We start from the raw sequence: 26,072 nt of genomic DNA on the forward strand, positions 1-26,072 counted from the left end.
AGTTAAAAAAGGAGAACTATATGTCACCTGAGGAAATTCTTGATTCTGCCTCTCCTGAGGTTAGAGAAGTAATAATGGAAATCATTAAAATAGAAAAAGGCTACAGGCACTATCAAAACACAATAGAAGAAAAGGAAAGGCGGATTGCTTCACAAATTCAAAAGTGTATAGAAGGTAAGGCCAAATGAAACTAAAAACACTTACGCTTACTAACTATAGGCAATTTAACAGCGTAAATGCATTGCAATTCTCTATAGACCCTCAAAAGAACATTACTGTAATTCACGGTGAAAATGGTGCTGGTAAAACTTCAATTCTAAATGCTTTTAAGTGGTGCTTTTACGGTGAAGTAGACTTTGACTCAGGGACGGAAAATTTACTTAATGAGCAGTCAATAGCAGAAGCTAGTCCTGGTGACGAAGTACCGTGTGAAGTTTCTGTTAAATTTATTCATGAGAACACCCTTTATACTGCTAAACGAAAGCAACTGCATAAAAAGTATGAAGATGACAACATTGAAAAATTAGGTAGTTCATTTTTTACTTTGGAGTGGATTGATAAAGACTCTGGCGAAAAGAAAGCATCTAATAATCCTGAAACGCATATAAATCAGATTTTACCTAAATCACTTCACAGTTACTTTTTCTTCAATGGTGAAAGGATAGAAAAATTGGCTAGCTCATCTTCGTCAGGAGATATTAAACATGCGATAAAATCAATTATGGGACTTCAAATAATTGAGAGAGGCAAAAAGCATCTTGATGAATATGTGATTAATTCTTTTAGAAAAGAAATGAAATCTCATGCAAGTGAATCTGAGTTGGCTAAGGCAATGGAAATAGAAGAGAGCCTAATTGCAAAGCTGAGCAGCAAAAATGTTGAGCTGGAAAACTTGGAAAAAACACATTTGCAGTTACAAAAATCAATAAAGGAAATAGGAAACCGCCTAGAAGAAATTAAAGAATCTGCACTGCTGCAAAAAAGGCGAGATGAAATAGAAGAAAGAATTACAACAATAAGAAAAGAACTTGAAGACAACAAAGCGTCTCTTAGCCTCGAAATATCAAAGAAAGGCTTTTTAGGCTTTTTTGATAAGACTGCACAGTCTGTAAAAGATGTTCTAGACGAGAAGAGAGAAAAAGGTGAATTGCCTTATAGGATAAGAGAGCAATTTATTGATGACTTACTAGAAGATGGATATTGCATTTGCGGAACTGATATTTCAGAAGGAACTGAAGCATCATCAATGCTTAGACGATATAAATCAAAAGCTTCTTCAAAGTCTATGGAGGATGCATTTATAGAGCTTTCAGGAAGTCTGCAACACATAGAGCCGCAAAGAAAATCTCTATTTGATGCTATTAAGACACTGCAAGTAAAAAGGAAAAACTTAGATGCTGAAAGACATAAATTAATAGGTGAATTGGATACTATTTCGAATGATGTCGGAGTTATTGAACAAGCAGCGCATCTGGAAGAGCGAAGAAAAGGACTAGATCTACAAAAATATAAAACTATTGAATCTATTGGTGAAGTTAAGAGTGAAATTAAGAAGCTTGATGAGGAGCTAAAGGGAGCTGAAAAATCGAGAAAAAAATTAGCTGATAGTGAACAAGTAAAGTCTGTTGTTAAAAAGAGGTTCGACATAGCAGAAGAAAGTTCAATAGTATTAGGTAAACTCTTAGAGTCATTATCCGATAGCATAAAAACTAAATTGTCTGAACGTGTTAATGAAGTATTTCAAAGCATAATCAGAAAAAACTATTGGGCCGAAATTGACGACAACTATGCATTGCAAATATTTAAAGATATCTCTGGCAGAGGTAAACAAGTTGTAACTGAAAAGTCTACTGGCGAGAGCCAAATAACTAGTTTGGCTTTTATATCGTGTATTGTTAGCTTGGCTAAAGAAAATGAAGAAAAGTCTAATGGCCTGGCCCAAGGTGGAATTTTTCCTATCGTAATGGACTCTCCCTTCGGTTCTTTAGATGATGATTACAGAACGCTTATAGCTAAGTACGTACCGGAGTTAGCTGAGCAAATAATCGTATTTGTATCTTCTTCACAATGGAAAGGATCTGTGGAAAATGAGTTTTCAGGGGCCGTAAACTTGCACAACAGTCTGATTTATTACTCTCCTAAACTAGAGGGAGAAGAAACAGAGTTTTTAAAAAGAAGCGAGACCTTTGAAAGGACTGAAATTAGCGAGGGATACTATGACCGATAGAGTAAGAAAGCCAGAAAAATATGACTCGTTACTTAAGCTACTTAAAGATGAAGAAAAGGTATTTTCCTCGTACAAAGATATTTTAGTTTTTGCAGCATGTTTAGCTAAATCTAGAGGACAAATAAGAGAGCAATTTTCTAAATCGTCAGAGCCGATTCCAATTCATGTGTTTAATGGTGAATTTGATATAGCGGTAATGAACAGTATTGCTATAACAGAGCCAGATGAGTGCGAAGTACATTTTTTGTCAGATGACAATCACGATAGAAAAGTCCTAATCTTTGAAGAATATGCGGCAGCAGGGTTAAAAATTATTAGTGAAGAAGTTTTAGATAGAGGAAAGAGCATTCTAGACTCTTTCGTCGAGCTACTAGCTGATGAAGAAGCTGATAGCAGCGTTATCGATGATATATCCTCTTTAACACTGTAGGCGGAAGTATGAGAAAAACATTTAAATTTTCTCCAGCAATTATTCATGTAGATAGAAGAGGTAACGAAGTAAACGGACGTATTGTTTACAATATTCCTTTTCAAGAAGCACTCTCACTGTTTCCTTTTACATTCCGTAAAAATGAAGGCTACTTTGTTACGGAAGAGGAATTCCAGAATTTTGAGAAAAATAATCCCACGGATGCAATTGAGTTTTGCATTCAGGAATTAAATGTGGATGATGTATGCACTCCTCAAGAATCAGCTACCAATAATAATCAAAAACAAAATACCTGCGTTCAGAGCCATAATCCTGAATCCATAAGGGAAGATCTTATTCCTAAACTCAAGGAACTATTAGACTCTAACTTAGTGTCATGCTCTGTCAGAACGGCAAACATCATTAAAATAGCATTTGCCAACCAAACTACGCTTTATAGTGACGAGCTTACCCAAAACATTAGAACAAAGTTTGCTAACTGTGGTGAAAAGTCAGAAAAAGAAATCAGGGCATTAATTTCAGAATATGACTTAAAACAGGATCTTATTGGAAATCATCAAACATACGATGAACTTGATGATGACATGGATTTGATGCCCAAACTACTAAACCTCATAGAACAAAAAAAAGCTACTTGCTCGGTAAGAACGTCAAATATCATTAAAAATGCCGTAGAAGCCCATAACACGTTATTTAAGTCAGACCTAAGCGGTAGTTTCAAATACAAGTTTGCTCATTGCGGAAGAAAGTCGGAAGAAGAAATAAGAAACTTAATAGACGAGCACATTACTTCAGGCATTGAAAATGATGGTTCATCTTTTATTTCAGGTTGCTTTACCCAGGACTTATTAAACCTAAAGCCTGTGAAGGATGATAGGTTTTTAGCCTCTCTTTTTAGACTCTACCCCTCGGATCTGCGTTTACCTAAACTTATAGAAGAAATAATTTCTAACGCCTTTAATAGTGCTCCGAATTTGGCTTATTGCCAATATTTAGTCCTTAAAGACCTAATTTTGAGTGATTCAAAATTTATAAATATAAATTCTGAAGAGATCACTGTTAATACTTTTAGAGAAGCTTTAGAAGACATATACAAGCTAAACTCTGCTGAAGAAATCAAATTGGAATTGTCAGACCTGTTAAATGGTGTGTGCATACAAGATTCGACATATAAACAGATCGAGGCCATATATCTAGCTCAACTAGACACAATCCGTAACTGCGACATTTCAGACTACCAAGCGTTGAGAAAGCTCATACCAGAGGCAGTTTTTAAAAATGAAAGAGGAGTTGGTTGTATTGTAGGACGATTATTAGCCACAGAAAAATTGACTCTTGAGGAGTTAGGTGAGATTTACGGAGTAACCAGAGAAAGAATTAGGCAAATTGAAAAAGCCACAACAAGCAAATTACTCCTATCAAAAACAGCGTATTGCTGGCTTTTACTTGAAATGTTTTTGTCCAGGCAAAGTGAATATTTAAAGAAGTCATTAGCAATAAAATCTGGAATCATTCATAAAAATCAAGTTGAAGACCTATTTGAATCATTTCCTAGCTGGGTTAAAAACCTATTAAGAATAAAGGATGGCTATCAAAGTGCCTTAAGTGCAGTTAGCACACGTCGTAATGATTTCTTCGTTTTAGAGAACTTCTTTGAGTATTACGAAAGCAAAATAGAAAATTCAGCTTGGTTTAAACATATTTGTGAAGTTCTATCATTAACTCATACAACTAATGCTGAAATAAAAAGTTTAGCGCCTTTTTTAAGCGAAGAAGCAATTACTTTTTTTAAATCTAATAAGCAGACGTTATCTATAGAAAAGTCTATAGAAGATATTTGTGCTAGCGTTGTTAACTTTCACGGATATCCGATGAAAATGGAAGAGGTCTATTCTAAGTATAGTGATGAAGTCCGTGACCCCAGAGATATGCGGACTGTGGCTAATATTATTATGGACTCAGAGCAGTTTTTGATAATGGATCGTGGGACGTACGGAACATATGATATTTTACCTTTTAAAGGTGATGTCGTTAAAAGGATTCGTGATTTATCTTTTAGTCATCTTAGCTCAAACCTTGAAAAGAAATATATTTCAGCGGCCGACTTGCATAAGATATTATCTAGTCGTGTTGCTATAGATAAAGTGTCCCGATATGCCATATATGGCATATTACAAGACGATAAGAGGTTTTATTGTCATCGATATGGACTGAAAATTGGCCTAAGCAGTAACTTCTCAGAAAGTGATTTGATCGCATTCGGAGAAATTTTAACTAACTCTTTGTTGAAGTGTGGGCCTTTGTCTGTAAAAGACATGCAAATTCAAGCGAATCAAATAGGAGATTATCACGACCAAACTATAGTTACAGAGCTTGCGCGAAGTAACCATATTGTAAGGTTAGAACGTGGTTTATATGGCTTAATTGGTAAGCATATAAGTATCTTAGACTTAGCCTGTGCTGAATATATTAGCTTGTTTTATTTACAGAAAAAGAATAGAACAATTCATTTTATATTGGAAAAAATAGAAAAGTTCCACAAAAAGTTAGAGTACGAAACTCTATTAGACTACCTAAGAAAGAATTCAGTTAACATTGAAGTTTCCGATGACTTTTTGAAAATAACTAGTCCTATTGAATTAAGCTCTTGGACTCCATCTTTCCACGCAATTTCAAACCTATCAGAAATTCAAAGTCGCATTAGAGAAATCCATAGAGAATTGACGCTACAAGACGATCAGGAAGACGAAGGATTAAACTCTTCAGCAATAATTAAGGAGTTAGGGTTTTAATGAGTTTTAAAAAACTAAAACTGCCTTATTCAATTAAAACGACTAAAGAAAACCCTAACGATTCGCTTTTTGAACCTCTTTTAAGCAATTCATTATCTTACAAGGTTGCTGTAGGTTACTTTTCATCGAAGTGGATAAAGGATGTAGCAGAAGGAATCGCCAACTTAGCTTCGAATGGAGGTAAAGCATACTGGCTTATATCTCCACAACTTTCTAAATCCGACTATGAAGCCCTAATCTCAGGAAGTAATAGTGACTCATATAGAGAACGAATTTTTAAGCAGAGTTTTCAAGAGCTATATTCGTCTTTAAAAGATGATACTTTAGCTGCTATTAGCTGGTTAATTGCTGATGGAATTCTAAATTTTAAAATAGCAATACCATGCAATAATCTAGACGGTATCATGCACGCCAAAATGGGGGTTTTTGAAGACGAAAATGGTAATAAAGTTGCCTTTTCAGGATCGTACAACTTAACTGGAGCTTCAAAAGGAAATTGGGAACGAATTGATATCTTTACCTCTTATTCCAGTGAAGAATCTGAAGCCAGACTCAAAGATATAGAAGTTGACTTTGATGAAATGTGGGAGGGAAAAGATAGCAACCTAAAAGTATATACGCCTTCGGATGCGTCGTTAGCACCTTACATAGAGTTTACTCAGTTGAACCCCAGGCCCTACCGCTTAAAGATGAAGTATTCAATTCCCAAGCATTTTCTAGACGATAATGGGGAGCTGAGAAGCTATCAAACAGACGCTGTAAACAGATGGTTTAAGGCGAATGGGAGAGGTATATTTTGTATGGCTACAGGAGCGGGAAAAACGGTGACCGCTCTCTCCGCCGTGACGAAACTCGCAGCACACACAAACAGTAAAAATAGCACTTTATTCGTTTTAATCGTTGTTCCTTATACCCACCTCGCAAAGCAATGGTGTACAGAAGCAGAAGCATTTGGATTTAGCCCAATTAGATGTTTTGGTGGAGTTACAAAGTGGGAAGGGCAACTTGTACAAAGTTTAACTTCTTCAATTATTCAGCATTCTGGCGTCACCTTAGCTATATGCACTAATGCCACCTTTACCTCTAATTCATTTAGGCGGTTTGATACGTATTTCAGCAAAATGCCGTCCTTATTGGTTGCAGATGAGATGCATAACTTAGGTTCATCTGAAGGATTAAAAAGGCTACCAAATACTAGTCATTATAGGCTTGGATTATCCGCAACTCCCCATAGACATAATGACGAAGAAGGCACAGATGCACTATATAAATACTTCGGAGATGAGGTTATAAACTTTACTCTTGAGGACGCAATAAATAATAAATGTTTAACGAAATACTTTTATTGCCCAACACTCATCGAATTTACAGATGAAGAATGGGAAGACTATAAAGAACTTTCACGTCAAATTTCAAGGTTGATTAATTTCGGAAAAAATGGAGAGGTGAAAGTTTCAGAATTAGCTAAAACTCTTCTTTTAAAACGAGCTAGATTAATTAACTCAATGGAAAATAAATACAAAATTTTTTTTCAGCAAGTACGAGACGTTGGTTTAAAAAAGCACACTCTAATTTATGTAGGTGATACTAGTGAGGGAGATCTAAGAGCTGTTGAATACGTGGTAAAAGAATTAGGCACAACCTATGGTGTTCCATGTAATAAGTTTACAGCAGAAACGGACTTAGACGAGAGAAGTGCCTTATTAGACAACTTTGATAAAGGGGAAACCGACGTCATTGTTGCGATTAAGTGCTTAGATGAAGGTGTAGATGTTCCATCAACCCAACATGCCCATATATTAGCTTCTTCAACAAATCCTAGAGAATATATTCAAAGAAGAGGCAGGGTATTAAGAAAATCCCCAAATAAAGAGTTCGCTTATATACATGACTATATTGCAGTTCCTCCAAATTTTGATATGGATGGCTTCTCACCGGAAGATTTAAAAATATTTAAGAATTTATTTAGAAGAGAGTTGGCTAGAATCGAAGAGTTTGCTCAGCTAGCTATGAATTATGGGGATACCTTAGAGCTTTTTTCCAGCATTAGGAAGAAATTTGATATTTAAATCAGTGCGGCTACAAGTCATAAAGGGAGTTGTATGCAACATGCGAAGAACGACTCGCAACACCTAGCCCAAATTAAACTGGTAGTGACAGCTCGAAACGGGTAACTGCCAGACAAAATCTGAGCTGGTACAACTTAAAAGTCACATACTCACCTGTGAGGTGGTTAAATTTTTTGTTATGACTAATCTATTCTAGAGTGCGTTAATTAATGTTCTAAGCTCACTTTGATTTCTTAAAGCAGATACCCCATCCTCAACATGCGCTGCCCAAGCGGTTTGTAATTCTTTATCAGAGTACTCAGGGTAGCGCTGTTTTAGGAGCAATTCAGTCACTTTCTGGGTCTTACCCAGCCAAGTGTGTTTATCAAGTTTTAGGCTACCAGAGAGTTTATAGTCACTTTCTTTATCAAACATAAAGCCTTTCTCTACAGAGCGGAAAAAGGCAATGCGGGCCGCAATATTGGGAGTCACCCCAGTTTTGGCTTTTAAGTTGTGTAGCTGATCTTCAACTGACTTTTTAAGCCACATGGTCTGTGGGAGCATTATACTGCCTCCTTTGCTAACTCAGCCCAAAAGTACCCTTCCCGCAAGGTTGAGCAGCTGGTTGCCTGGTTAAATTCGATTTCAAACGCGTGTGACACTTGGTGCTCAATGGCATTGTAAAAGTCTTGGTCTACTTCGGTGTCGGTTGAAAGCAGTATCACCTGCTCACTGGCTTCTGGGAAGTAGTGTTTAATTAACTTATCGCGGTGCTTAGAATCGAGCCTTCCGAGTGGAGTATCCACAACCACAGGCAGTACTTTTCCAGAGAGCTTACCGAGGGCTTCAAGAATAGCAAAGGCAAAGATTTGCTTTTCACCCGCCGACATCGATTTGCGATTAATCACCGCGCCTTGGGCGTCTACCAAGTTTACATCAAAGTTTTGCGGGTCAATTTTAGCCGATAGTTTAAGATCTTCTTTGCGGGCAAGCTTTCGGTATGCGGTTACAAAAAGCTCTTCTAATTGAGTAACCCTAAGCTTGGTTAACGCGGTTTTAAAGTCATCCAGCACATATTGGCTTTGCTGTACGCGATGTACGGCTTTATCGGCTGAGTGGTTATTTTTGAGCTTGGCATAGAATTTTTCTAAGCGCTTGGCTAACTCTAGCTCTTTGGTTTTAAGCGTTTTAGCCTTAAGCAGCTCGCTGATATATTCTTTGCTCACGGTATCACGTTCTTTTTCCAGTGCACGCAGGCCTTCGTACAGCTCTTTTAAATCGGCGGCATCCGGTGCACGCTCAATATTAATAGACAGTGAACTAAGTTTATCTTGTACTTGCTCAAGTGCTGTCGATAGCTCTTTCAGTAAACGCTGCGACTGTTGGCCTTCTTTAAATTGTGCTTGGATTAAAGCAAACTCTGAGTCAGAAATATCAAGCTCTGGGCTAGCCATGCCATATTCGGCGGTTAGTTGGCCAAAGTAGCTATTGATGGTGGCCATAATATCGCTAGATTGTTCATCAAAGTCAGCTGCAATTTTATCCTGTAGTGCAGGCAGCGCTTGGTTAAGCTCGCTGCCAAAAGCCTTCGCTTGCTTAATCTTTTGATCTTCACTGAGCTGATCAATTAACCCTTGCATGGCATTAGGTGCAAGCGCCATCGGCAAAGTACCGCTGAGCTCATGACGAATTTTGCTAGTGAGCTCTTTTTCTAGCTCGTACAAGTCGTTAATTTTTGCTTGCTCTTGCTCTTTGGTTTCAGCCCACGCGCCACCTTGGGATTGTATTTCAGCTTCTTTATTAGCGATTTTACTCTTAATATCAGTAAGAATACTGCCAAGTTCGTCGATTTTTACCCGGGTTGCCTCAACATCACGGGTAATGGTGCGTTTTTCATCTTCGGCAGCCTGGATTTTTTTACGGGTATCTTTGTCTGCTGCTTCTGCGCCTAAGCCTTTGAGGTAGATATCTAAATCGGTATTTAAGCGATTAATGATGTCGATACCCAGTAGCTTTTGCACCGCCTCTTTAAGGTAGGTGCCGGTGTCATCCTCAGCAAGCTCTGCGATTTTCTCACCATCGAAGAAAAATAGGTCACCAATTCCAGGGGGAACTAACTCATGCAAGAACGCTTGAACTTGGTCGTTTGTTAGTGCTTCATCTACCACACCATTCACTTTAAGCGTTAGCTTTTCTTCGCTCTCGGCCTGCCACGTACGAGTGATTTCGTATAGCTTATGCTCACCTTGATGGGTATGAGTGAAGCTGAGCTTGATAGCGGCCTCGGCATTTGGGTCTTCTTTTGTTGCAGCGTTATTGGTTTGCTCATTTAAATACGCTTGGTAATCTTTTTTGGTGATCACCGTGCCTAAGGCTCGTCTGCCTAATAATGCCAAGCGAATGGCCGTTAAAATTGAGGTTTTGCCAGCACCATTTAAGCCACCAAACAAAATAATAGGGCGTTCAAACACCCCTTGTTTACGGGGCGTCAACTCAATGGTGGTTTCGCCATTAAAAACACGGAAGTTATTTAGGGTGAGTGTTTTGAATATCATGATATCCCCTCCATGTTCAATAGCTTATTAAGCTGTTTGAGTTCGTCCTCTAGGGCCTTAACTTCATTACTTTGGCGCATTTGGCTTTGCCTGATCTCTAAGTTGGAGGCGATGATTGCTTCGGCACTTTCCCAGTCTTGCTGGATCAGGCGACCGATACGGCCAAAAATACCGGTACGGCGGGCGAGGCCACTCATCTCACGCTCCACATCAATCAGCTTTCTGATCATATGTGCAGAAACACCATATTGTGGCGCAAGCTTATTTATCAGCTCGCCTTCTGTTAGACTGAACTGGTTGGCATCATCAATGGTCCAGTCTAGTTCAATGCCGAGCACCTCTCTTACGATGTTTGGCAAAGAGTCTTCCCAGTCGGGTTCGTTCGGGTCGTTTAACCACTCATGCCTCACCGCATGAAGCTCGGGCACGGTAATGAGCTCCATATTATGGCCTTGGTCATTAAAGCGTTTTTGCATTGTTAGCAACATGCGCATTGCTAGCTTTCGGTACTCTAAAAGATACGGGCCCGTAGTGTAGTCGTCTGTAAGTACACGCTCTTTATCTTCTTTAAGAGTTTTAAACGCTAAGCGGCCGTCACGGCGAATATGGTTCCGGTATTTCTTTTTTAACTTTGGCGATGTGCTGCGAGAAAGAATATTTCTAAACTTGAGTAGCGGCTCCATCCATTGTTCACCGTTCTGGATTAGGCTTTCCATTGCTCTATCTTTGGTGACTACAGTACATGTCCAACACCCAAAGCGTGAGTTGCCACATGACGGTGTGGTTTCGTCTATGACCAGCGGACACTCGCCTTGGCCTGATGAATCCTTATATAAATTCCATAATGTTAGGTTCTTGCCACCCCATGGCGCTTCCCACTCTAGGTCGTACTTATCGAACCACTTGTTACGCGTGCCATACGGGCCTTCTTGAGTTTGAAGGTGGCAAAGGCGTAGTATTTTCCATACATCATCAACGCTCCAGGTATCGATAGGCGTATAAATGAAAGCGTTGGCGAGTGTGGTATGCACAGCTAAATCTGAACCATCAATTTTGTGCTTTTTTATCACTTGAGCACGTGAGGCACTCTCTTGCGAGCGAGACCCAAGCACCACAATGACTTCATCATATTCGCTAACGCGCTCTTTGATAAACGTGCTTACAGGGTCTATTTTCATGCGCTCTGTACACCAACGGAAATTACGAGTTGGCGCGGGATAGCCTTTGCCTAGCAAGTTAGCCCAGAAGGTATTGTTAGATTTAGGTACAACTTTGTGCGATGTGATCGGTAAGCCTTCGCGTTTTGCACCCTCTTCTATAAGTTTAAGAGACTTATTTACATGGTCGACGACCATAGGAGTCTCTACCAGGGTGTCTGATGCCACAACAAACACCGGCTTATGGCGATCTTCTGGCTTTAGACCAAGCAATGCGAAATAGACTAAGGTCATGACTGCTGATGAGTCTTTACCACCACTGTAACCTATTACCCATGGGCGTTTATCGGCCATATACACACGTTGTGTGTCGGCGACAAATTCACTTAGTTGGCGTCCTGAAAATTTCTCTTCTTCGATAAAGTCGATGTAATCATCTAAATCGAACTGGTTTAATAATGTCATGTGTTCAGCAATTCTTTTTCTTTAGCCAGCTCTTCAGCTGAGGGCGTTAAGCCTATTTGTTTTTTTATTTCTATGGCTGTCAAAAATATGTTTGATACCGCTTTGGAGAGTCTGCCGTGATTCATTGCACGGTTTTTCCAAGCAGGATTCGCTTTACGCCAGTCTATTGTCTGCAGCTGATTGTAACATTTACTTTGGTGCGACTCACTGAGTTTCAATAAGTCATGCCCCACTATGGCTAGTGCTTGCAGGCCGATACCATGTGCGCAGATGTATTCTTGACGAAGCTCAGCTGCTGAAAGCTGTTTGTTTTGTACTTGCAGCCACTCCGGCATATATTGATTGAGTTTACGCCAAAACGAGACGGCAACTTTCCTTTCTGTTTCACTAAACCCTTCTTTGGTGCCTTTACCAAACAGTGCTTTATTAGCTTGTTTAATACCGCTCAGTGTAAATAACTTACTACTTTTTGAGGCTATTGTAGAACGCTCAAATTCGGTGAAGCCGATGAATGGCTCACATTCGAGGGCCAAGTATCGTGCTAATTCCGCTGCTTGATCTCGATGATCATAGAGAGTGGATAATGAAGCGCTCGGTCTTACTGCATATTTATTTAAATCAGCAAACATTTGCTGGCTTCGCTTTAAACCTTCATCAACAAAGAATAAAACGGCGATATTATCCTGGCATAGCTCGGGGCGCTCTTTAATCGCCTCTTCGATGGCCGCTCGACGATGTTGACCATCATTAATTAGTATTTGAGCATCCATGGGCACTTTGAGCATACCCAAATTACTGCTGGAGTCGGCAGCGACAAAGCTCACCTCGGCACCTACTGAGGCGGTAATAGCCGAAAAAACATAATCTTTTGGTGAATCGACCAGGTATTTGGCCATCTCCGGAATACGATTTTTATTTAAAGTACGTTGTGCGCGAAGCTCTACAGGCACTTCTTCCTCATCATAAACAAAGATTCTAGGGATTAATCGTAGAGGGCAGGTAGCTATATAGAAGGGCTTACCAGCTTGCTGTCCACGCACAGCTGGAAAGCTATAACTGTAGTTATTATCGAGATCACTCATGTTGATGAACTCTATTATTGCAAATTACGTAATATTATTACGGTAATTACGTAATAACTCCAGTCTTTTTTGTTGTTCGCGTGAAATAAAATAGGGGCACTTAATCTTTAATTTTCACAAACCTTGAACCTTGTAATTTCACACCCCAGTAAGCAAATACTTTTTGCAGCACATTCCAGTCTGGCCACTGCTCTTTGGGCACTCCTTTTAACATATCAGCGAGTTTCGCATCGAAGCGCAGCTGCGCTTTATGCTCTTTTGAATTAGGTGTTAGGTAAGGCAGCTTGGAATACAATGGCTGCAGCGGGTACTCGTCTCCATAAAAGAAGTAATCAATATCCTGCTCAACAAGCTTTACTTTTATACGTTGGGTTAGGAGCGGCAACTTTTTATTAAAATCGTCGTATTTTAACAAGGTTACCTTGCCCGAACGCATATGTATTTTTACTAGATCAACATCATCGATATCGCCATAAAGTTGTGCGGCACAGCCGATGTAAACGCGCAAAATGGCAGGTAGCTGATTCAGCTTATGGCTTGGTAATATGTAAGAGTGGTTGTCAAATAGCTCGCCAATTTCTAGCTGTGCGAAAGCTGCATAGCAGGCATCACCGATATTTTGTGGCGAAGAAATAGAAAATAATAACGCAGTTGCCTCCTCAAGAGCCTGCTGATAGCCAGTAAAATGGGCTTTTAAATCACGTAATAAACGTGCTGGCATATGGCTTTTTGGCTTACGCTTGCCAAATTGGCTTAGTGCGAGGTAGACCAATAAGTCATTACGACGCTTTTTTTGTGCTTGCGCAAACTCAGTTTGGTCATAGTAGTTTTGTAAAAGTGAAAAAGCTTTGTTGTGGCTGCTTAAAGCTCGTCGCAATACATTACTTTGTTCAAACTCATCGTTAGCAGGTATACGCCCAAGGTGTAGGCAATGGTGCCAAAAATTATCGAGCAATTCTTGATGCTTTTCGTACAAGGATTGTTGTTGACGTTGTGGTAGCGTTTTAGGTTTTGGCCTGTGGGTAACATGGCGCCAATTATAGTTTTTAAACTGCAACTCTAAATGGTGCGCTTCTTCCAGCTGAGAGCACTTAAATACTGCAATAATACCTTGGCCAAAAGGGGTAGTCTTAACGTTTAAAACTTGCTCTATATAATGCCTTATTTGCGCTTGGCTGAAGTACTTTTGAAAGGTATTTCGGTGCGTTATTACTCCGTCTCTGTATGGCTTAAAATGCTCCTGTTTAGCCTCATTAGCCAGCATAACCGAAACCAACAATAGCTTATGCGCATGGGTAAAGGCTTGTTTAAGCGTTTCTGCGCGCTCGCTTTCATCTTCAATTACATTTAGTACAAAACCCAAGTTAACAATATCGCTGTTTACCTTGTTGCCTCCGGGTCGGTGTACTGGATCCCATGCGTTTATATTTAAGCCGTGCGCTTCAAGCTCGGTTGCATCATCACCTAGGCCACAACCGTAATCTAAAATAGAGTAATCGCCATCAAGGTATCCGTACTTCGCTAACTTTTGAAAGGGAGCTGATAGCCTATCCCTGGTAATGGCGGTTAAATGCCGTTGAATATCATTTATTGTGCAAGAGGCTTGAGGCGCTACGCTATGTGCTTCTTGATAAAGATGCAAGCGGCCTTGCTCGTCTAACTGATAGCCTTTTTCTTTAATAAGTTTCAGCCACTGTTTTTTAAATCCAATGCGACGCGTGTTTTCATATAAACCTGCTTTTAATCCCTCCTCGGTAATAGCGCAGAACTCCGCATATTTTGGGTATAAATCGCCGACAAACGTCTCTTTACGATGTAATATAGGTGGATTATCAGAATCTTGGTATTGAGTGCAGTGGCTATGTCCATCAAGCAAATCAATGGTTAAGCTCTGCGCTAGAGCAGGGTAGGCATAGGTATCAAAATCAGGATAGTGAAGAAAAGATAACTTAAAGTCACGCTTAAATAGCTTTATAACATTCCACTGGTGTGCTGTAGCGACACTGTCAGCGGTCAGTTCGATAAAAGCGAGTAATTCGTTAGGTAATGCGCTTTGCAAAGCACTGCGATGTAGGTAGATTGCCGTCGGCAACCTTTTCCCAATTCCTAGGTCTTTTAAAAGGCTTTTATAGTGATGAAATTCCATTTCAACCCCGGATAAGTTAAAGGTCAGTGTGAACGCTGAGACTATTTATGAGATATACGTGTAGGTAACCGATAAAAATAGGCGTTGCCGCGTTTTTCGAATGTAAACTCACCTCTTTCCCTGCGGTGCATTAGCTCACAGGCACTGATTTTTAAAGCTTTTTGAGCCTCTTTGCTGCTAAGCCATTGTTCGTTTTTTCGGTCACTCATTTTTATTCCACCACCTTTAAGGTACGGTACTCGTCGTAGGCGAATTGGTCGGTCATGCCGCTGATGTGGTCTTGAATGAGCCGACAGCGGTGGTAAAACTCGTACAGGTGAAAGTGTTCGGCGTTTTTATCCAGTGCGGCAACGGCTTTTTCATAAACGTTGAGGTATTTCCCCGAGAGTTTCTTCACCATGCGTGTGGCAATTAAAAAGTCTTTATGGTGGCTAAGTACTTGGGTGAATTGCTCGTGCTCTAAATCGAGTAGCACTTGGTATTCATCGAGCAGACCAGAGATGATTTTATAGCCTTGTAGCTCGAGCTTTTCAACTTCGGGATGACAAAATACGCGTTCACGAGCGACTGTTTTCAAAGCATCGGTAATGGCTTGGTGGTGGCTGCCATCTTCGATTAATGAGGCGTTGAGGGTGCCGGCGTACACCTGCTCTATGTTGTCTTTAAAGCGCGTTGCCGCATGCTCAACCAACGGGTGTAAGAGTTTTACACGCAGATATATGAAAAAGGTGTTGTTGTAGTTGAACTCGGCCTCATCTGCTTTTTGTCGGGCAAACTCGCAGGCTTTGGCCACCAGGTCGCTGTAACCTTGCTCTGCGGTATCCAGTGCTCCCAGCCTTTGGCGATAAGCGTCATCTAAGTAGTGCACCAATTTTTCCACCGAGAGTATGCCTTTTTCTACCGCGTCTTCCATATCGGCTAAGCAATAAGCGATGTCGTCGGCGGCTTCCATAATGTAGCTGGCGGGGTGACGACAGCCATTATCCATTTCTAAGGCATCACCCAATTGAGCGATGAACGCGGCCTCGCTGTGGTAAAAGCCGACTTTTTTCATAAGGTAGCTTTTATCTTCAGGCCGCGCGTCTTTCGCCATAGTGCCGGGGCGAGTGTATTTAAGAATGGCCGCTATTTGGCTGTAACTTAAGTTCAGCGCTAACAGCGAGTGAACTGCGCGGATCGCTTGTGCGTTGCCTTCGAAGCTTTGTAAATCAAGCAGTAGTTCGTGCTTTAGCGGGTGTGTTTGCGCAAGCGTCGGCAACGGGCCAAAGCGTTGCTGCAGGTAGCGGCTAAACCAGTGGTTGATGGCGGCCTCACCAAAATGGCCAAAGGCCGGATTACCTATATCGTGCATCAAACAAGCCATTTCCACCAAGGTCTCAAAGGGCCGCTCCATGTCGGTGAGGCCATAGTGTGCACGCTCTTGTGCATTGAGCTTAGAAAACAGTTTTTGCACAATAAAGCGGCCGTTTTGCTGTACCTCAAGGGAGTGGGTGAGGCGCGAGCGCACGGCAGCATTGCGCTCTAATGGAAATACCTGAGTCTTTTGCTGCAACCGACGTATGCCGGAGGAGTTGATGATGCGGCCGCGATCGCTCTCTAAGCTGGTATGCAAAGTTTTCAGCGGGTTCACTTGGCGTGCGGTGTTTATTTTTGTAGTAAAATCCATACGTCCGCCTCAGTAGTCAATTGATTTCTATAGTATGCTTTCTGATATCACATTGACATATGTTGTTTTATATTTCTAACCTGCGGCACTAATTGATAGCAAGAGCCACAATCTATAATATTGTACCTTCAAAAGGAATTTAAAAAGGATTTTATATGTTAAAGGTACATGTTTGGTTACCACACGGAGAAATGGTGGGCCATGCTTCACTTTCATTTGGTACAACCTATGTTAGTTTTTGGCCAGCAGAAGGGGCTGGGAAAAAGGACTTGAAGGTGAAACGAAGACAGCCGGGTCACTTTATGGATGCAATAGATGAGGACATCCGCAGTGAAGGCGGGCGAAAACCACATACCATTACTCTTCACAACGTGGACACTCAATCTTTAGCTAAATATGTTCTGCAACTCCAGCAAGAAGTACCTCAATACCAACTCGCACGTTTCAATTGCTCGCATTTAGTAGCGGATTGCTTGAAGGTCGCTTGTGGCAAAGAGCCTTCATTTAAGCCCTCGGCGCAAGGGTATGGACGACTGGCGGGTACTCTTGGACGAGGCATCTGGACTCCCCATGAAATTCTGCGATATGCTAGCGAGCTTGCAAGTGACAAGGTAGCTTAAATGCAGTTAATTTACGATAAAGACTACAATTATAGATTAGGCTTATTGCAGTACTTGCACCCCTTTGAAGGAGAAAAGTTCTCTCAGGTCTTGTCGATGGTTAATGACTTAGGGTTAAGTGTTATAAGTCCCAACTCTATGGTTTCGGAGGAGACGATTGATGAGTACTTGAATGAATTAATGCGATTAAAAGTTCGAAATAAAGAGTTTGTTTTTCGTGCTTTAGAAGTTCCTAAAATTCCGTTTATTAGCTTCAATTACCTACACAAAAAAATACTTAAGCCTATGCGATTGGCGGTAGCCGGAACACTTCTCGGTGCCGAGCAAGCGTTAGAATCGGGTGGGGTAATGTGGAATTTGTCCGGTGGTTTCCATCATGCCAGCTATCAGTTTATGCAAGGCTTTTGTATTTATAATGATATTGCTATAGCCCACCAACAGTTAATCAAAAATGGTCGACTAAGCACTGATGACAAGGTGCTTATTATTGATGTTGATGCCCATCATGGAAACGGGAACGCGTTTAGCTTCCGTGAGCAGACTAATGTGCATTTGCTCGATGTTTATAACGAAGACATTTATCCCTTATCTGGTTTCACGCGGGAACAAGTGGATTTTCCAGTTCCTCTAACCAGTGGCACTTTGGGGGAGGAATATTTAGCAAGGCTGTCGAGTGCCCTAGAGATTACCGACAGTGATTATGCGCTGGCATTTATTGTGGCGGGGACAGATGTACTTGCAGAAGATAAGCTGGGGGGATTAGGACTCAGTGTTGAAGATGTTGCTGCCCGGGAAAAAATGATTTTAGAGCACTTGCAAAAGCATAAAATCCCAGCAGTTGTAACTGGAGGGGGTGGGTACTCCAAACAAAGCGCAAAAGCCGTGAGTGCAGCCATCAGGGCGTGCGCATCGTTGTAAAATATCGCAAACGTATCTCTTTATTCAGAAACTAGTGTGCACTCAACCTAGCCCACGGCACGTTGGTACGTGGGCAAATCGAAAAACAGCGAGCTCATATTGGCAATGCGCTTCAATGCTGCTTTTTCTTGGTCCTGCCATTGCGGCACTTGCGTGCGGCTTTCACAGCAAAGCATCCCTCTTGGCTCGAAGTTATCGTGCAGCACGTAATCAAGCAAAGAGTAAAAGCCACATGGCTCAAAGTAGCCTGCGACCATGTGTTTGGTAAACGGGTGGTGACGCACATCCTCAATGGCAAGGAAATCATGGCTGAATAGCGCAGAAAAATAAGCCTGGGCTGTATCTTGGCCAATAACCCCGCCGTCAGAATAGGCGCCGGTGTGTTTATCAAATTTAGCGATGCACACAATACTTGAGGTGTTTTCATTGGCCACCCACAGGCTTACTACATCGGCTTGGGGAACATGCTCTGCTGCAGTATGAACTATCTTTTGCAGCTTTTCTATGTGGCTTAAACCTGGGTTAGTTAAAGCCAAGTTAAGTTGAAATAAATCAACCATTTACCACTCTCCTCACAACAAAAACGTTGTGACTATGCCCTATCTTGCTCCGCACGCTAGATGCGTAACTGGAACTTTACTGCGCCAGTGTGAGTCACTGACAATTATTTAGTATAGGCACCACACGGCGTTGTAGCCTGACTATTTTTGCACATTCGCTCAATACCACGCGCACCAGTGAATAATACGCAGGCACTAACGTTTTGGTTTCTCGTCATCGAGCGGGCCGGCGCCAATATCCACTTTTTCTTCGCTTGGCTTGAAGTCAGGGTCTAGCGAAAGATTAGCAAAAGGGTTCGACTTTTTGTCTTTGTCTTTGTCTTTGTCTTTGTCTTTGTTCTCGTCTCCGTCTTCAGCACTGGTTTTTTCTGGCTCCGAGTCATCAGAGAGAGCTTCTTCACTTTGCTGGTCTTGCTCTGAAAGCGCAGATTCTAACTCCGCAAGCGCGTCATCAAGGCTTTGACTGTTACCATCGTCAATATCTAGCGCCAACTCTTCATCGCTTGATGATGTTTGCCCTTGTGTGGCTGTGCTTTGGGGCTCAATAATTGGTGGCTCTGGCTCTGGCTCTGGCTCTGGCTCTGGCTCTGGCTCTAGCTCTGGCTCAGGCTCTAGCTCTGGCTCAGGGGTCTCTAACAAGGGTTGTGACGGATCAAAGTCGTCAAATGGGTCATCCCCTTGGCAGGAACCCTCGTGGCTCTGCGGCGAGCTTGATGCAGGCGACTCTATGGCAGAAGTAGATGATGCTTGCTCATCGGAACTTGGGTCGGACTCGCCACCTGCACGTTTATTGGCGGCCTCTAAAAACGCCATAAACTCCTCATCACTCATATTCGACCAGTCTTTGCTACTGCTGTCACTGCTCGGCTCTGGAGTTTGCTCTTGTTGCTCCGTTGCAGGTGTCGGTTCGGGAGTCGGCGCGGGTGCCGAGTCCTTAATAGGGTGCGCTGTATCGTCCGAGTTGGGTGCGTCGTCTTTGCGTTTGAACGGGTGAATTTCTGCGCTCTTGCTTGCTCCTTCCGGATCGCTGTGGCGAGGCTCTGCGGCAGGTTTGGGCATCGGCGCCACGTTCTCTGCGGGCACCTCTGGGCGAGGTGTATCTTCTTGTGCAGCGCTTGGTTGAGGCTTAGGCTCCGTGCGCGGCTCAGATTTTGGTGGCTGCACGGGCGTCTCGATTAACGGCTTGGTTGAAGACGCGCCTAGCGCGGCGTTGCTTCCTTGCGCAAGCAATTGCTTCACCTTGTCGACTAGGTTAGAACATTGTTGGGCGTCGAAGCTTTCAACACTGTAGCTAAGAATGTAGTCTACCAAGTCTTCACGCTGCATCACCAACGCAGGCAAATCAGATTTGAATAAAGCGTTGTTACTAAACAGTACCAGTAAGTTAACCTGTTGCTCTTGTATGTCCAGTACTTTAGCTAGCGCGCCAGCCTGAGCCTTGAGCTCGGTGATCGGGTTATCAAACTTGATTTCTTCATCGCCGTTTCGGGCGGTCCATTCTTGAGCGTGCTCGCCGCCAAAAATATCGCCTTCTTGGTTTGGTCGCGCCACGATAAACACGCCGTACGGGCTAATATATAACTGCTCGATGGCTGACGATTTGGCTTTTGGACCCACCAGTACAGGGACCGAAGAAAAGCGTTTATAAACTTGTGGGTCGAGCGTGTCAGGCTGCTTACCGGTGACCTTTTGCCACATCTTTTTGTAATTAACCTGTTTCTTAGGTAGCTTCGGCACAGGAATGGCTTTGATAGCCGCTGTCTTTTTCGGCTTCACAGCTTTACCTTGGCTGCTGCGGTTGCTGCGAATAAAAATCAGCAACGTAATTAGCATGGCAATAAGCACCAAGGCTATTAATGCAGGGAAAATCAAGCCAACGAAGGGTGAACTGGGCTCTGAGGGTTGGCTTTGTACTGGGGCTGGAGCCACCTTTTTCGCTGTCACCGGAGCTGTTTTTGGCGCGGTGGCTTTTGTTTTCTCTGCCTTCGCTTGTTTTGCAGCCTCTTCGGCGGCACGCTGCTCGACAATAGTAAGCTGCGGCTCAGAGGTGGTTACTGTTGGTTCGGCCTCAGGTCTTTGCTCTTTTAGCACCTTCTTAGGTTTACTGGCTACTTCCTGAGGCTGAGATTGGTCATTTTCGGGCTTTGAGGTCGCTTTCGCTTGCGGTGTGCGCTTTTCTATATTCTTACAATTGGCATCGTAATCTCGTTTGGCACTGCGATAACTTGGGTGCGTGCGAGAATGATCAAACTGCGCCATTTGCTGCTTCAAAAGAATACACATGGCACTGTTATACTCGCGGGCACTGCTTTGAGTGCTCGCAAGGCTCAAGGTTAGGAATAAGACGAAATACGCGAATCTCATTTTATAAACATGGGTAAACAAGGTGTTATCTACACGTAGTCTAAAGCTTGTGGCCACATTTAGCTATAGCCAAAAAGCGCGATTCGCAATCATACTGAATAGTTGATGAATTTTTCGCCTTTTTCAGGTCAGTGAATAGGGGATTCCAACCAATGCTGAATGATGGTTGGATTGTTTTGATACTTCTCAGGGTGCTGAATAATGGACTCCAATAGCGCCAGCTCTTTGGCATAATGCGTTTCTACATCAGGCACTTTTGATAACAGGCAAAATAGATAATCCGCAAACCCAGGCTTTGCCGGGCGCTGCTCTGTGGCCATGCCTTTGTGCATAAGTTGCCTGTAAACATCCTCACGCCAACGCTGCGCCATGGTTTGCGGCGATAAAAAAGCGCTGCCAAGCATGGGTTGTAATTGTGCCAAAACCTGTTCTTTGCTTTTGTCTGCATGCAGACAAAGCCATAAGGTAAACAGTTCCAGCTCAGTGAGTTCGGCTAAATCTAAATGTGCGCTTGGTTGATTCATAGTTACAGCCGTGTCAGCAATAGCATTGTTGTTCGACAACCGTAGTTAAACGATTGCACCTAAGGTGATACATCATTCTCTACCGAGCAGTACGGGGCATCGCAGTAGGAAGATCATTTGATGTAGCACAAGCTTGATGATTAGTGCTATTGTTATACTCATAAAGTAGTAGGTAGTGCTTGTAGTTGGGCTGTGTATATGAAGTTTTCCCGTTTTGGTGTGATTGACTTACGCCAAGTTATTCTCGGGTTTGCAGTGTTGTGTGTGATGGTTACCTTGGGTAATCAGTTCATTATTAACTACCGAGTACACGGCCAGCAAATGGTGGCCCATACCCTGGCATCCAATCAGGCTTATGCCAGTAAGCTCTCTGATATTACCGAACAATTCCTCAACTCTTTACAAATGCAGTTGCGCTATAGCGCTGCGCAATTAGCCGATAACAACACCCCAAAGTCACAGCAGCAAGAAACGCTGCGCTTATTAGAGCAAACCGCGTCTTTTAATTCCGTGGTGGTGGTGAACGAGCAAGGCGTGATCACCAGCACTGCGCCGTTAACCTTAGGTGTTAAAGGTGTGAGATTACAAAGCGACAGTGCCAAACAATCTTTGCGCGCACAAGCACCCACCATTCCTCAACCGTTTGTATCGCCGGCTAGTAATTTAATTGTGAGCCCCTCACACCCCATTTTTAGCGCCGATGAGCAATATCAAGGCTATATTGCTGGCACTATTTATTTGCATGGCGACAATATTCTCTCGCGGCTACTCGGGCAGCATTTTCACAACGATAAAGCCAATATTATAGTGCTCAGTGAAAATGGCAGTGTTATTTATCATTCTCAACGCCAGCGCGTGGGCGCTAAAATAACGCCCGCTTCGCCATTGTGGCATGCGTTTGCTAATGCGCAAATGCAAAGTGGCAGCGAAGGTGTTGGCGCTATGTTAGTGGGCTATGCACCTGTGCGCACAGCGAATTGGGTGGTGTTAGTGGGGACTGAGCGCGACCAAGTCGTTGAGAGTGTCGGCAATACCATTATGAATGTGCTTGCCAAAGCTGCACCGGTGACAGTGATCACCTTGTTGGTGATTTGGTATTTGGCGAATTTAATCAGTGCTCCGCTGCGACAGCTAGCGCAACGCGTGGCCGATTCAAGTAAAGAATATGATGATGTGCCAACCTGGTTTTTTGAAGCGAAAATACTACGCAACGCACTGAGAACTTACAGTAATGAACAGCACCAGCGTATTAACGACCTGAATAAAGCAAGCTTAACCGATCCGCTTACCGGCATTGGCAACCGGCGTTATATGGAAGTGTTTATTCAATCTATGGTTGCTGATGAACAAGCCTTTACGGTGATCACCTTGGATATTGACCACTTTAAGCGTGTCAATGATAACTATGGCCACGATGTGGGTGATGACGTTATACAAGGGTTAGGGCAGCTATTGCAGAGCAGTTGTCGAGAATACGATGGCGTGTGTCGCAGTGGCGGCGAAGAGTTCCTACTTATTCTCCCTGGCATAGGTAAAGACATTGCGTTAGAGCTGGCAGAGCGCTTGCGAGTGACTATCCAGGCTCATGATTTTACACCAGTACCCCAAGTGACGGTGTCTCTAGGCGTGAGTTTGTGGCAGCCTGGTTGCTCGGTGGATGCGGTACTCAAAGCCGCTGATAATGCGCTGTATCGGGCGAAACAACGAGGCCGCAACCGCTGTGAAGTGGAGTTGCTGGGTTAGGGTTATTTGCGTGGTTGCTGTTTATCCCAAAGCGACAATAGGCGCTGCGCAATGCCCCATACTAACAGCAAAATCATCAGCAGTGTGATCACCAGTAGTAGCGCCGAGTCATTAATAAACAACCAGCTTAGGCTCAGCACAATGCAACAAAACACACAAATGCTCAGTAAAGTATTTTTGCGTTTATTCGCCTGTTTAGTCATGCACACCTACCGTTTTAGAAACTGCCGATAGTATATCAACTTCTGGGCGCTGATCATCCTTCACTTTGTAACTTAGCAACGTAATTCAAGATGCAATGAGCAAAGTTTCACCACCGGCTAGCTGGCGCGCCGATCACAGCTGTTAAACTGTTGGAAAGTAACAATTAAACTCTTGTAATTTATTGATTTGAATCATACATTCGCCAGCTAACCAATAACCAGAATTTCCCTCAAAGCCTGTTCCTGATACTGTGCTAAGCTTCTTATGAAATGGTATACAAAATTACAAGAATCATATGACATCGTCTTTTAACGCGCTTTACCAATGTAGCTGCAGCGAGCAAGCCTATGAGCTGGCACTGAGTATGATTGATGAAGCTTTTGGCGCAGCCCATTGCTTTGTTGGTAAGTTATGCGCCAACGCGACAGAAGTACAGACTGTGGCCTACCATCAAGACGGTGCCGTACGCGCAAATTTCCAATATCCTCTGGCTGGCTCTCCGTGCGCCGATGCATTACAGAGCGTCGATGTGTGCGCTTTTGGCGATAATGTGGCTGATTTATTTCCCGATGATACCATGCTTGCGGAGCTGGGGATTGAAGCCTACATCGGTGTGACGCTACGCGATGTATCACGCCAACCCATTGGTATTTTGGTGGCGCTATTTGAACAACAGCGAACGTTTGACCAAGTTGATGAGCAGTGGTTTAAGGACTTGGCATTTATCGTAGCTGCTCAAGCCCGCCATGATGCCGATTTGGCGCGAAAGGATAAGCTGTTAGCTGAGCTATCACTGCGTAATATCGTGTTTGAGCAAAGCAAAGAAGCCATCATGATCACCGATAACAATAACCGTATCCTACGGGTTAACCCTGCCTTTGAGTTGTATACCGGTTATCGTGAAAGTGAACTAAAAGGGCGTTCACCCGCAGTGCTTTCCTCAGGTCAGCATAGCCCAGAGTTCTATCATGAAATGTGGCGGCAGCTCGAGCAGATGGGCCATTGGCGAGGCGAGATTTATAATCGTCGTAAAAATGGTGAAATTTACCCAGAAGAGCTGTCGATCACTGTTAACCGTGGTGCTAATGGGCAAATTACCCATTATATTGGTTTGTTTCGTGACATTAGTGAATGGAAAGAAAGTGAGCGCCAACTACGGTTTTACGCCAGTCAAGAACCCTTAACTGGGCTTTTAAATCGTCGCAGTTTCTTAGAGAAAGTGGAGCAACATATTTCGTTGTTTCGCGCTCAGGAGCAGCACGCGTCAGTGCTGTTTTTAAACCTCGATCGTTTTAAAGATATCAACGATTTATATGGTCCAGAAATTGGCGATAAGGTACTGATTGCGGTGGCGTTGCGGCTGCAAAATTGTGTGCGTAATCATGATGTGATCAGCCGCTATGGCGGTGACGAATTCACTATTTTAATTGCCGATGCCAAACCTGGGCACGCGCACCGCTGTGCCGAGAAAGTGTTGGAGCGAATCCACCAGCCCATACGCTTGGGTGATTTAAGCATTGAACTAAGTTGCAGTATTGGCATTGCTCACATGCATAGCGATACCGATAGCGCCACGGTGCTCGTTCGCAACGCCAATCATGCCATGTTGAGTGTTAAGCGCGCTCAGTCTCACAGCATTGCCGTACACAGCCAAGAGATTGAAGCCATTTACCTGCGTAAACTTAAACTGCGCGACAAACTCCATAAGCTACTGCGCTTTGATGGCCTAGATGTGGCCTACCAACCGGTTATCGATAACCAAAGCGGGCGTATTGTTAAGTTTGAAGCCCTAGCACGCTGGCGCGATGAAGAGCTTGGGGTGATCCGTCCCGATGAGTTTATTGCCATCGCTGAGGAGTTTGGCCTTGTGGCCATTTTGGGCCAGTTTGTGCTGCGCAAAGCGCTGGCCGATTTGGCATGGATCCATAGTCAAGGCTACAACGACATCAGCATGGCAGTGAATCGTTCAGCCTCAGAATTTAACCATGTATTGCATCCCGTTGACACAGTGCTCGATACCTTGGCTGACTATAATTTAAAGCCCAGCTGTTTGACCATTGAGGTGACCGAATCGGTGGCCATTCATGCCCGAAAGCAAGCCGAAGGGGTGCTTAATGAATTACGCAGCAAAGGAGTTATGGTGGCCTTGGATGACTTTTGTACAGGGTATTCATCATTGAGTCACCTTATCGACCTACATGCTGATTATATTAAAATCGATAAGAGCTTTACCCAGCAAATGCTCAGCGAACACAAGCACCAAGTGGTGATTGCCAGCGTTATTCGTATTGCCTCAGAGCTGGATATGGAAGTGATTGCCGAAGGCGTGGAAACACAGCAGCAACAGCAACAATTGCGTGAGTATGGTTGTCACTTTAGCCAAGGTTATTATTACTCCCCTGCAGTTCCTTTAAAAGAGGCAATGGTGCTGTTAGCCAAGCATAATGGGAATGAATAGCGACCCAATTAATTTTCCAATATAGGTTCAAAAAGTGTTTAAAATGAAGCGATTAGCAGCGTTTTAATCGCAATTTAACAATCTTGTGCCATAGTGAATAAGACCGATGTTTT

Annotated in this window: 19 protein-coding genes; 9 read left to right on the plus strand and 10 right to left on the minus strand. The window is 43.0% G+C overall.

The features are described from left to right. Positions 1-20: 20 nt before the first annotated feature. Genes PRUTH_RS19175 through PRUTH_RS16435 form a run of 5 tightly spaced genes read left to right on the plus strand, consistent with a single transcriptional unit; the run spans position 21 to position 7,518 of the window. Positions 21-188, plus strand: a complete 168-nt coding sequence (locus tag PRUTH_RS19175) for a hypothetical protein (protein WP_170268994.1) — start codon at positions 21-23, stop codon at positions 186-188. Further along, a complete protein-coding gene (locus tag PRUTH_RS16420) occupies positions 185-2,227 on the plus strand; it encodes an AAA family ATPase (protein ID WP_151173913.1) in 2,043 nt (680 codons plus the stop codon). Before PRUTH_RS19175 ends, PRUTH_RS16420 begins: the two co-directional genes overlap by 4 nt. Continuing rightward, on the plus strand, positions 2,217-2,657 hold the full coding sequence (locus PRUTH_RS16425) for a DNA phosphorothioation-associated protein 4 (protein WP_151173914.1): 441 nt from the start codon (positions 2,217-2,219) through the stop codon (positions 2,655-2,657). The genes PRUTH_RS16420 and PRUTH_RS16425 overlap by 11 nt, the downstream gene beginning before the upstream one ends. A gap of 8 nt (positions 2,658-2,665) precedes the next feature. Continuing rightward, positions 2,666-5,449: a sigma factor-like helix-turn-helix DNA-binding protein gene (locus PRUTH_RS16430; protein WP_170268995.1), complete on the plus strand. Its 2,784-nt coding sequence runs from the start codon at positions 2,666-2,668 to the stop codon at positions 5,447-5,449. After that, entirely contained in the window at positions 5,449-7,518 is a 2,070-nt protein-coding gene (locus PRUTH_RS16435) for a DEAD/DEAH box helicase family protein (protein WP_151173915.1), read from the plus strand. The genes PRUTH_RS16430 and PRUTH_RS16435 overlap by 1 nt, the downstream gene beginning before the upstream one ends. A 192-nt stretch (positions 7,519-7,710) precedes the next feature. On the opposite strand, the gene dndE is transcribed toward PRUTH_RS16435, so the two are convergent. From dndE to dgt, 6 genes are all read right to left on the minus strand, one after another. Continuing rightward, positions 7,711-8,061: a DNA sulfur modification protein DndE gene (dndE, locus tag PRUTH_RS16440; RefSeq protein WP_151173916.1), complete on the minus strand. Its 351-nt coding sequence runs from the start codon at positions 8,059-8,061 to the stop codon at positions 7,711-7,713. After that, positions 8,061-10,052, minus strand: coding sequence for a DNA sulfur modification protein DndD (dndD, locus tag PRUTH_RS16445; protein WP_151173917.1), 1,992 nt, complete (start codon positions 10,050-10,052; stop codon positions 8,061-8,063). The genes dndE and dndD overlap by 1 nt, the downstream gene beginning before the upstream one ends. After that, a complete protein-coding gene (locus PRUTH_RS16450) occupies positions 10,049-11,674 on the minus strand; it encodes a DNA phosphorothioation system sulfurtransferase DndC (RefSeq protein ID WP_151173918.1) in 1,626 nt (541 codons plus the stop codon). The genes dndD and PRUTH_RS16450 overlap by 4 nt, the downstream gene beginning before the upstream one ends. Further along, positions 11,671-12,756 carry a DNA sulfur modification protein DndB gene (dndB, locus tag PRUTH_RS16455; protein ID WP_045980187.1) on the minus strand — a complete coding sequence of 362 codons (1,086 nt, stop codon included), beginning with the start codon at positions 12,754-12,756 and terminating at the stop codon, positions 11,671-11,673. The genes PRUTH_RS16450 and dndB overlap by 4 nt, the downstream gene beginning before the upstream one ends. 100 nt (positions 12,757-12,856) lie before the next feature. Continuing rightward, on the minus strand, positions 12,857-14,848 hold the full coding sequence (locus tag PRUTH_RS16460; RefSeq protein WP_257221104.1) for a DNA phosphorothioation-associated putative methyltransferase: 1,992 nt from the start codon (positions 14,846-14,848) through the stop codon (positions 12,857-12,859). A gap of 265 nt (positions 14,849-15,113) precedes the next feature. Beyond that, positions 15,114-16,568: a dGTPase gene (gene dgt, locus PRUTH_RS16465; RefSeq protein WP_151173920.1), complete on the minus strand. Its 1,455-nt coding sequence runs from the start codon at positions 16,566-16,568 to the stop codon at positions 15,114-15,116. 155 nt (positions 16,569-16,723) lie between these two features. Here dgt and PRUTH_RS16470 point away from each other — a divergent pair, with 155 nt between their 5' ends. Beyond that, on the plus strand, positions 16,724-17,188 hold the full coding sequence (locus PRUTH_RS16470) for a hypothetical protein (RefSeq protein ID WP_257221105.1): 465 nt from the start codon (positions 16,724-16,726) through the stop codon (positions 17,186-17,188). Continuing rightward, the gene (locus tag PRUTH_RS16475) at positions 17,189-18,106 is read left to right on the plus strand and encodes a histone deacetylase family protein (RefSeq protein WP_151173921.1); all 918 of its coding nucleotides are present in this window, start codon (positions 17,189-17,191) and stop codon (positions 18,104-18,106) included. Positions 18,107-18,153: 47 nt separating this feature from the next. Here PRUTH_RS16475 and PRUTH_RS16480 read toward each other — a convergent pair whose 3' ends face one another. The 3 genes from PRUTH_RS16480 to PRUTH_RS16490 form a co-directional block, all read right to left on the minus strand. Then, complete coding sequence (locus PRUTH_RS16480) at positions 18,154-18,666, minus strand: GAF domain-containing protein (protein WP_151173922.1); 513 nt, start codon at positions 18,664-18,666, stop codon at positions 18,154-18,156. A 195-nt stretch (positions 18,667-18,861) separates the two neighbouring features. Continuing rightward, complete coding sequence (locus tag PRUTH_RS19220) at positions 18,862-21,030, minus strand: nuclease-related domain-containing protein (RefSeq protein WP_151173923.1); 2,169 nt, start codon at positions 21,028-21,030, stop codon at positions 18,862-18,864. 128 nt (positions 21,031-21,158) lie between these two features. Then, on the minus strand, positions 21,159-21,554 hold the full coding sequence (locus tag PRUTH_RS16490) for a hypothetical protein (RefSeq protein ID WP_026111298.1): 396 nt from the start codon (positions 21,552-21,554) through the stop codon (positions 21,159-21,161). Positions 21,555-21,752: 198 nt separating this feature from the next. Here PRUTH_RS16490 and PRUTH_RS16495 point away from each other — a divergent pair, with 198 nt between their 5' ends. Further along, on the plus strand, positions 21,753-23,297 hold the full coding sequence (locus PRUTH_RS16495) for a sensor domain-containing diguanylate cyclase (protein WP_151173924.1): 1,545 nt from the start codon (positions 21,753-21,755) through the stop codon (positions 23,295-23,297). 2 nt (positions 23,298-23,299) lie between these two features. On the opposite strand, the gene PRUTH_RS16500 is transcribed toward PRUTH_RS16495, so the two are convergent. After that, entirely contained in the window at positions 23,300-23,500 is a 201-nt protein-coding gene (locus PRUTH_RS16500; protein ID WP_045980600.1) for a hypothetical protein, read from the minus strand. Positions 23,501-23,796: 296 nt separating this feature from the next. Between PRUTH_RS16500 and PRUTH_RS16505 the strand changes: the two genes are divergently transcribed. Then, on the plus strand, positions 23,797-25,959 hold the full coding sequence (locus PRUTH_RS16505; RefSeq protein ID WP_151173925.1) for a putative bifunctional diguanylate cyclase/phosphodiesterase: 2,163 nt from the start codon (positions 23,797-23,799) through the stop codon (positions 25,957-25,959). The last annotated feature ends 113 nt before the right edge of the window (positions 25,960-26,072 follow it).

This window comes from Pseudoalteromonas ruthenica, from assembly GCF_008808095.1.
GTDB classification, from domain to species: Bacteria; Pseudomonadota; Gammaproteobacteria; order Enterobacterales; family Alteromonadaceae; genus Pseudoalteromonas; species Pseudoalteromonas ruthenica.

What these genes read in the sequence shown, in the direction of transcription:
- PRUTH_RS16425 (WP_151173914.1), top strand. Translation starts at nt 2,217, where the DNA reads ATGACCGATAGAGTAAGAAAGCCAGAAAAATATGACTCGTTACTTAAG.
- PRUTH_RS16435 (WP_151173915.1), top strand. Translation starts at nt 5,449, where the DNA reads ATGAGTTTTAAAAAACTAAAACTGCCTTATTCAATTAAAACGACTAAA.
- dgt (WP_151173920.1), bottom strand. Translation starts at nt 16,568, where the DNA reads ATGGATTTTACTACAAAAATAAACACCGCACGCCAAGTGAACCCGCTG.
- PRUTH_RS16480 (WP_151173922.1), bottom strand. Translation starts at nt 18,666, where the DNA reads ATGGTTGATTTATTTCAACTTAACTTGGCTTTAACTAACCCAGGTTTA.
- PRUTH_RS16420 (WP_151173913.1), top strand. Translation starts at nt 185, where the DNA reads ATGAAACTAAAAACACTTACGCTTACTAACTATAGGCAATTTAACAGC.
- PRUTH_RS16495 (WP_151173924.1), top strand. Translation starts at nt 21,753, where the DNA reads ATGAAGTTTTCCCGTTTTGGTGTGATTGACTTACGCCAAGTTATTCTC.
- PRUTH_RS19175 (WP_170268994.1), top strand. Translation starts at nt 21, where the DNA reads ATGTCACCTGAGGAAATTCTTGATTCTGCCTCTCCTGAGGTTAGAGAA.
- PRUTH_RS19220 (WP_151173923.1), bottom strand. Translation starts at nt 21,030, where the DNA reads ATGAGATTCGCGTATTTCGTCTTATTCCTAACCTTGAGCCTTGCGAGC.
- PRUTH_RS16500 (WP_045980600.1), bottom strand. Translation starts at nt 23,500, where the DNA reads ATGACTAAACAGGCGAATAAACGCAAAAATACTTTACTGAGCATTTGT.
- PRUTH_RS16475 (WP_151173921.1), top strand. Translation starts at nt 17,189, where the DNA reads ATGCAGTTAATTTACGATAAAGACTACAATTATAGATTAGGCTTATTG.
- PRUTH_RS16490 (WP_026111298.1), bottom strand. Translation starts at nt 21,554, where the DNA reads ATGAATCAACCAAGCGCACATTTAGATTTAGCCGAACTCACTGAGCTG.
- dndE (WP_151173916.1), bottom strand. Translation starts at nt 8,061, where the DNA reads ATGCTCCCACAGACCATGTGGCTTAAAAAGTCAGTTGAAGATCAGCTA.
- dndB (WP_045980187.1), bottom strand. Translation starts at nt 12,756, where the DNA reads ATGAGTGATCTCGATAATAACTACAGTTATAGCTTTCCAGCTGTGCGT.
- PRUTH_RS16430 (WP_170268995.1), top strand. Translation starts at nt 2,666, where the DNA reads ATGAGAAAAACATTTAAATTTTCTCCAGCAATTATTCATGTAGATAGA.
- dndD (WP_151173917.1), bottom strand. Translation starts at nt 10,052, where the DNA reads ATGATATTCAAAACACTCACCCTAAATAACTTCCGTGTTTTTAATGGC.
- PRUTH_RS16505 (WP_151173925.1), top strand. Translation starts at nt 23,797, where the DNA reads ATGACATCGTCTTTTAACGCGCTTTACCAATGTAGCTGCAGCGAGCAA.
- PRUTH_RS16470 (WP_257221105.1), top strand. Translation starts at nt 16,724, where the DNA reads ATGTTAAAGGTACATGTTTGGTTACCACACGGAGAAATGGTGGGCCAT.
- PRUTH_RS16450 (WP_151173918.1), bottom strand. Translation starts at nt 11,674, where the DNA reads ATGACATTATTAAACCAGTTCGATTTAGATGATTACATCGACTTTATC.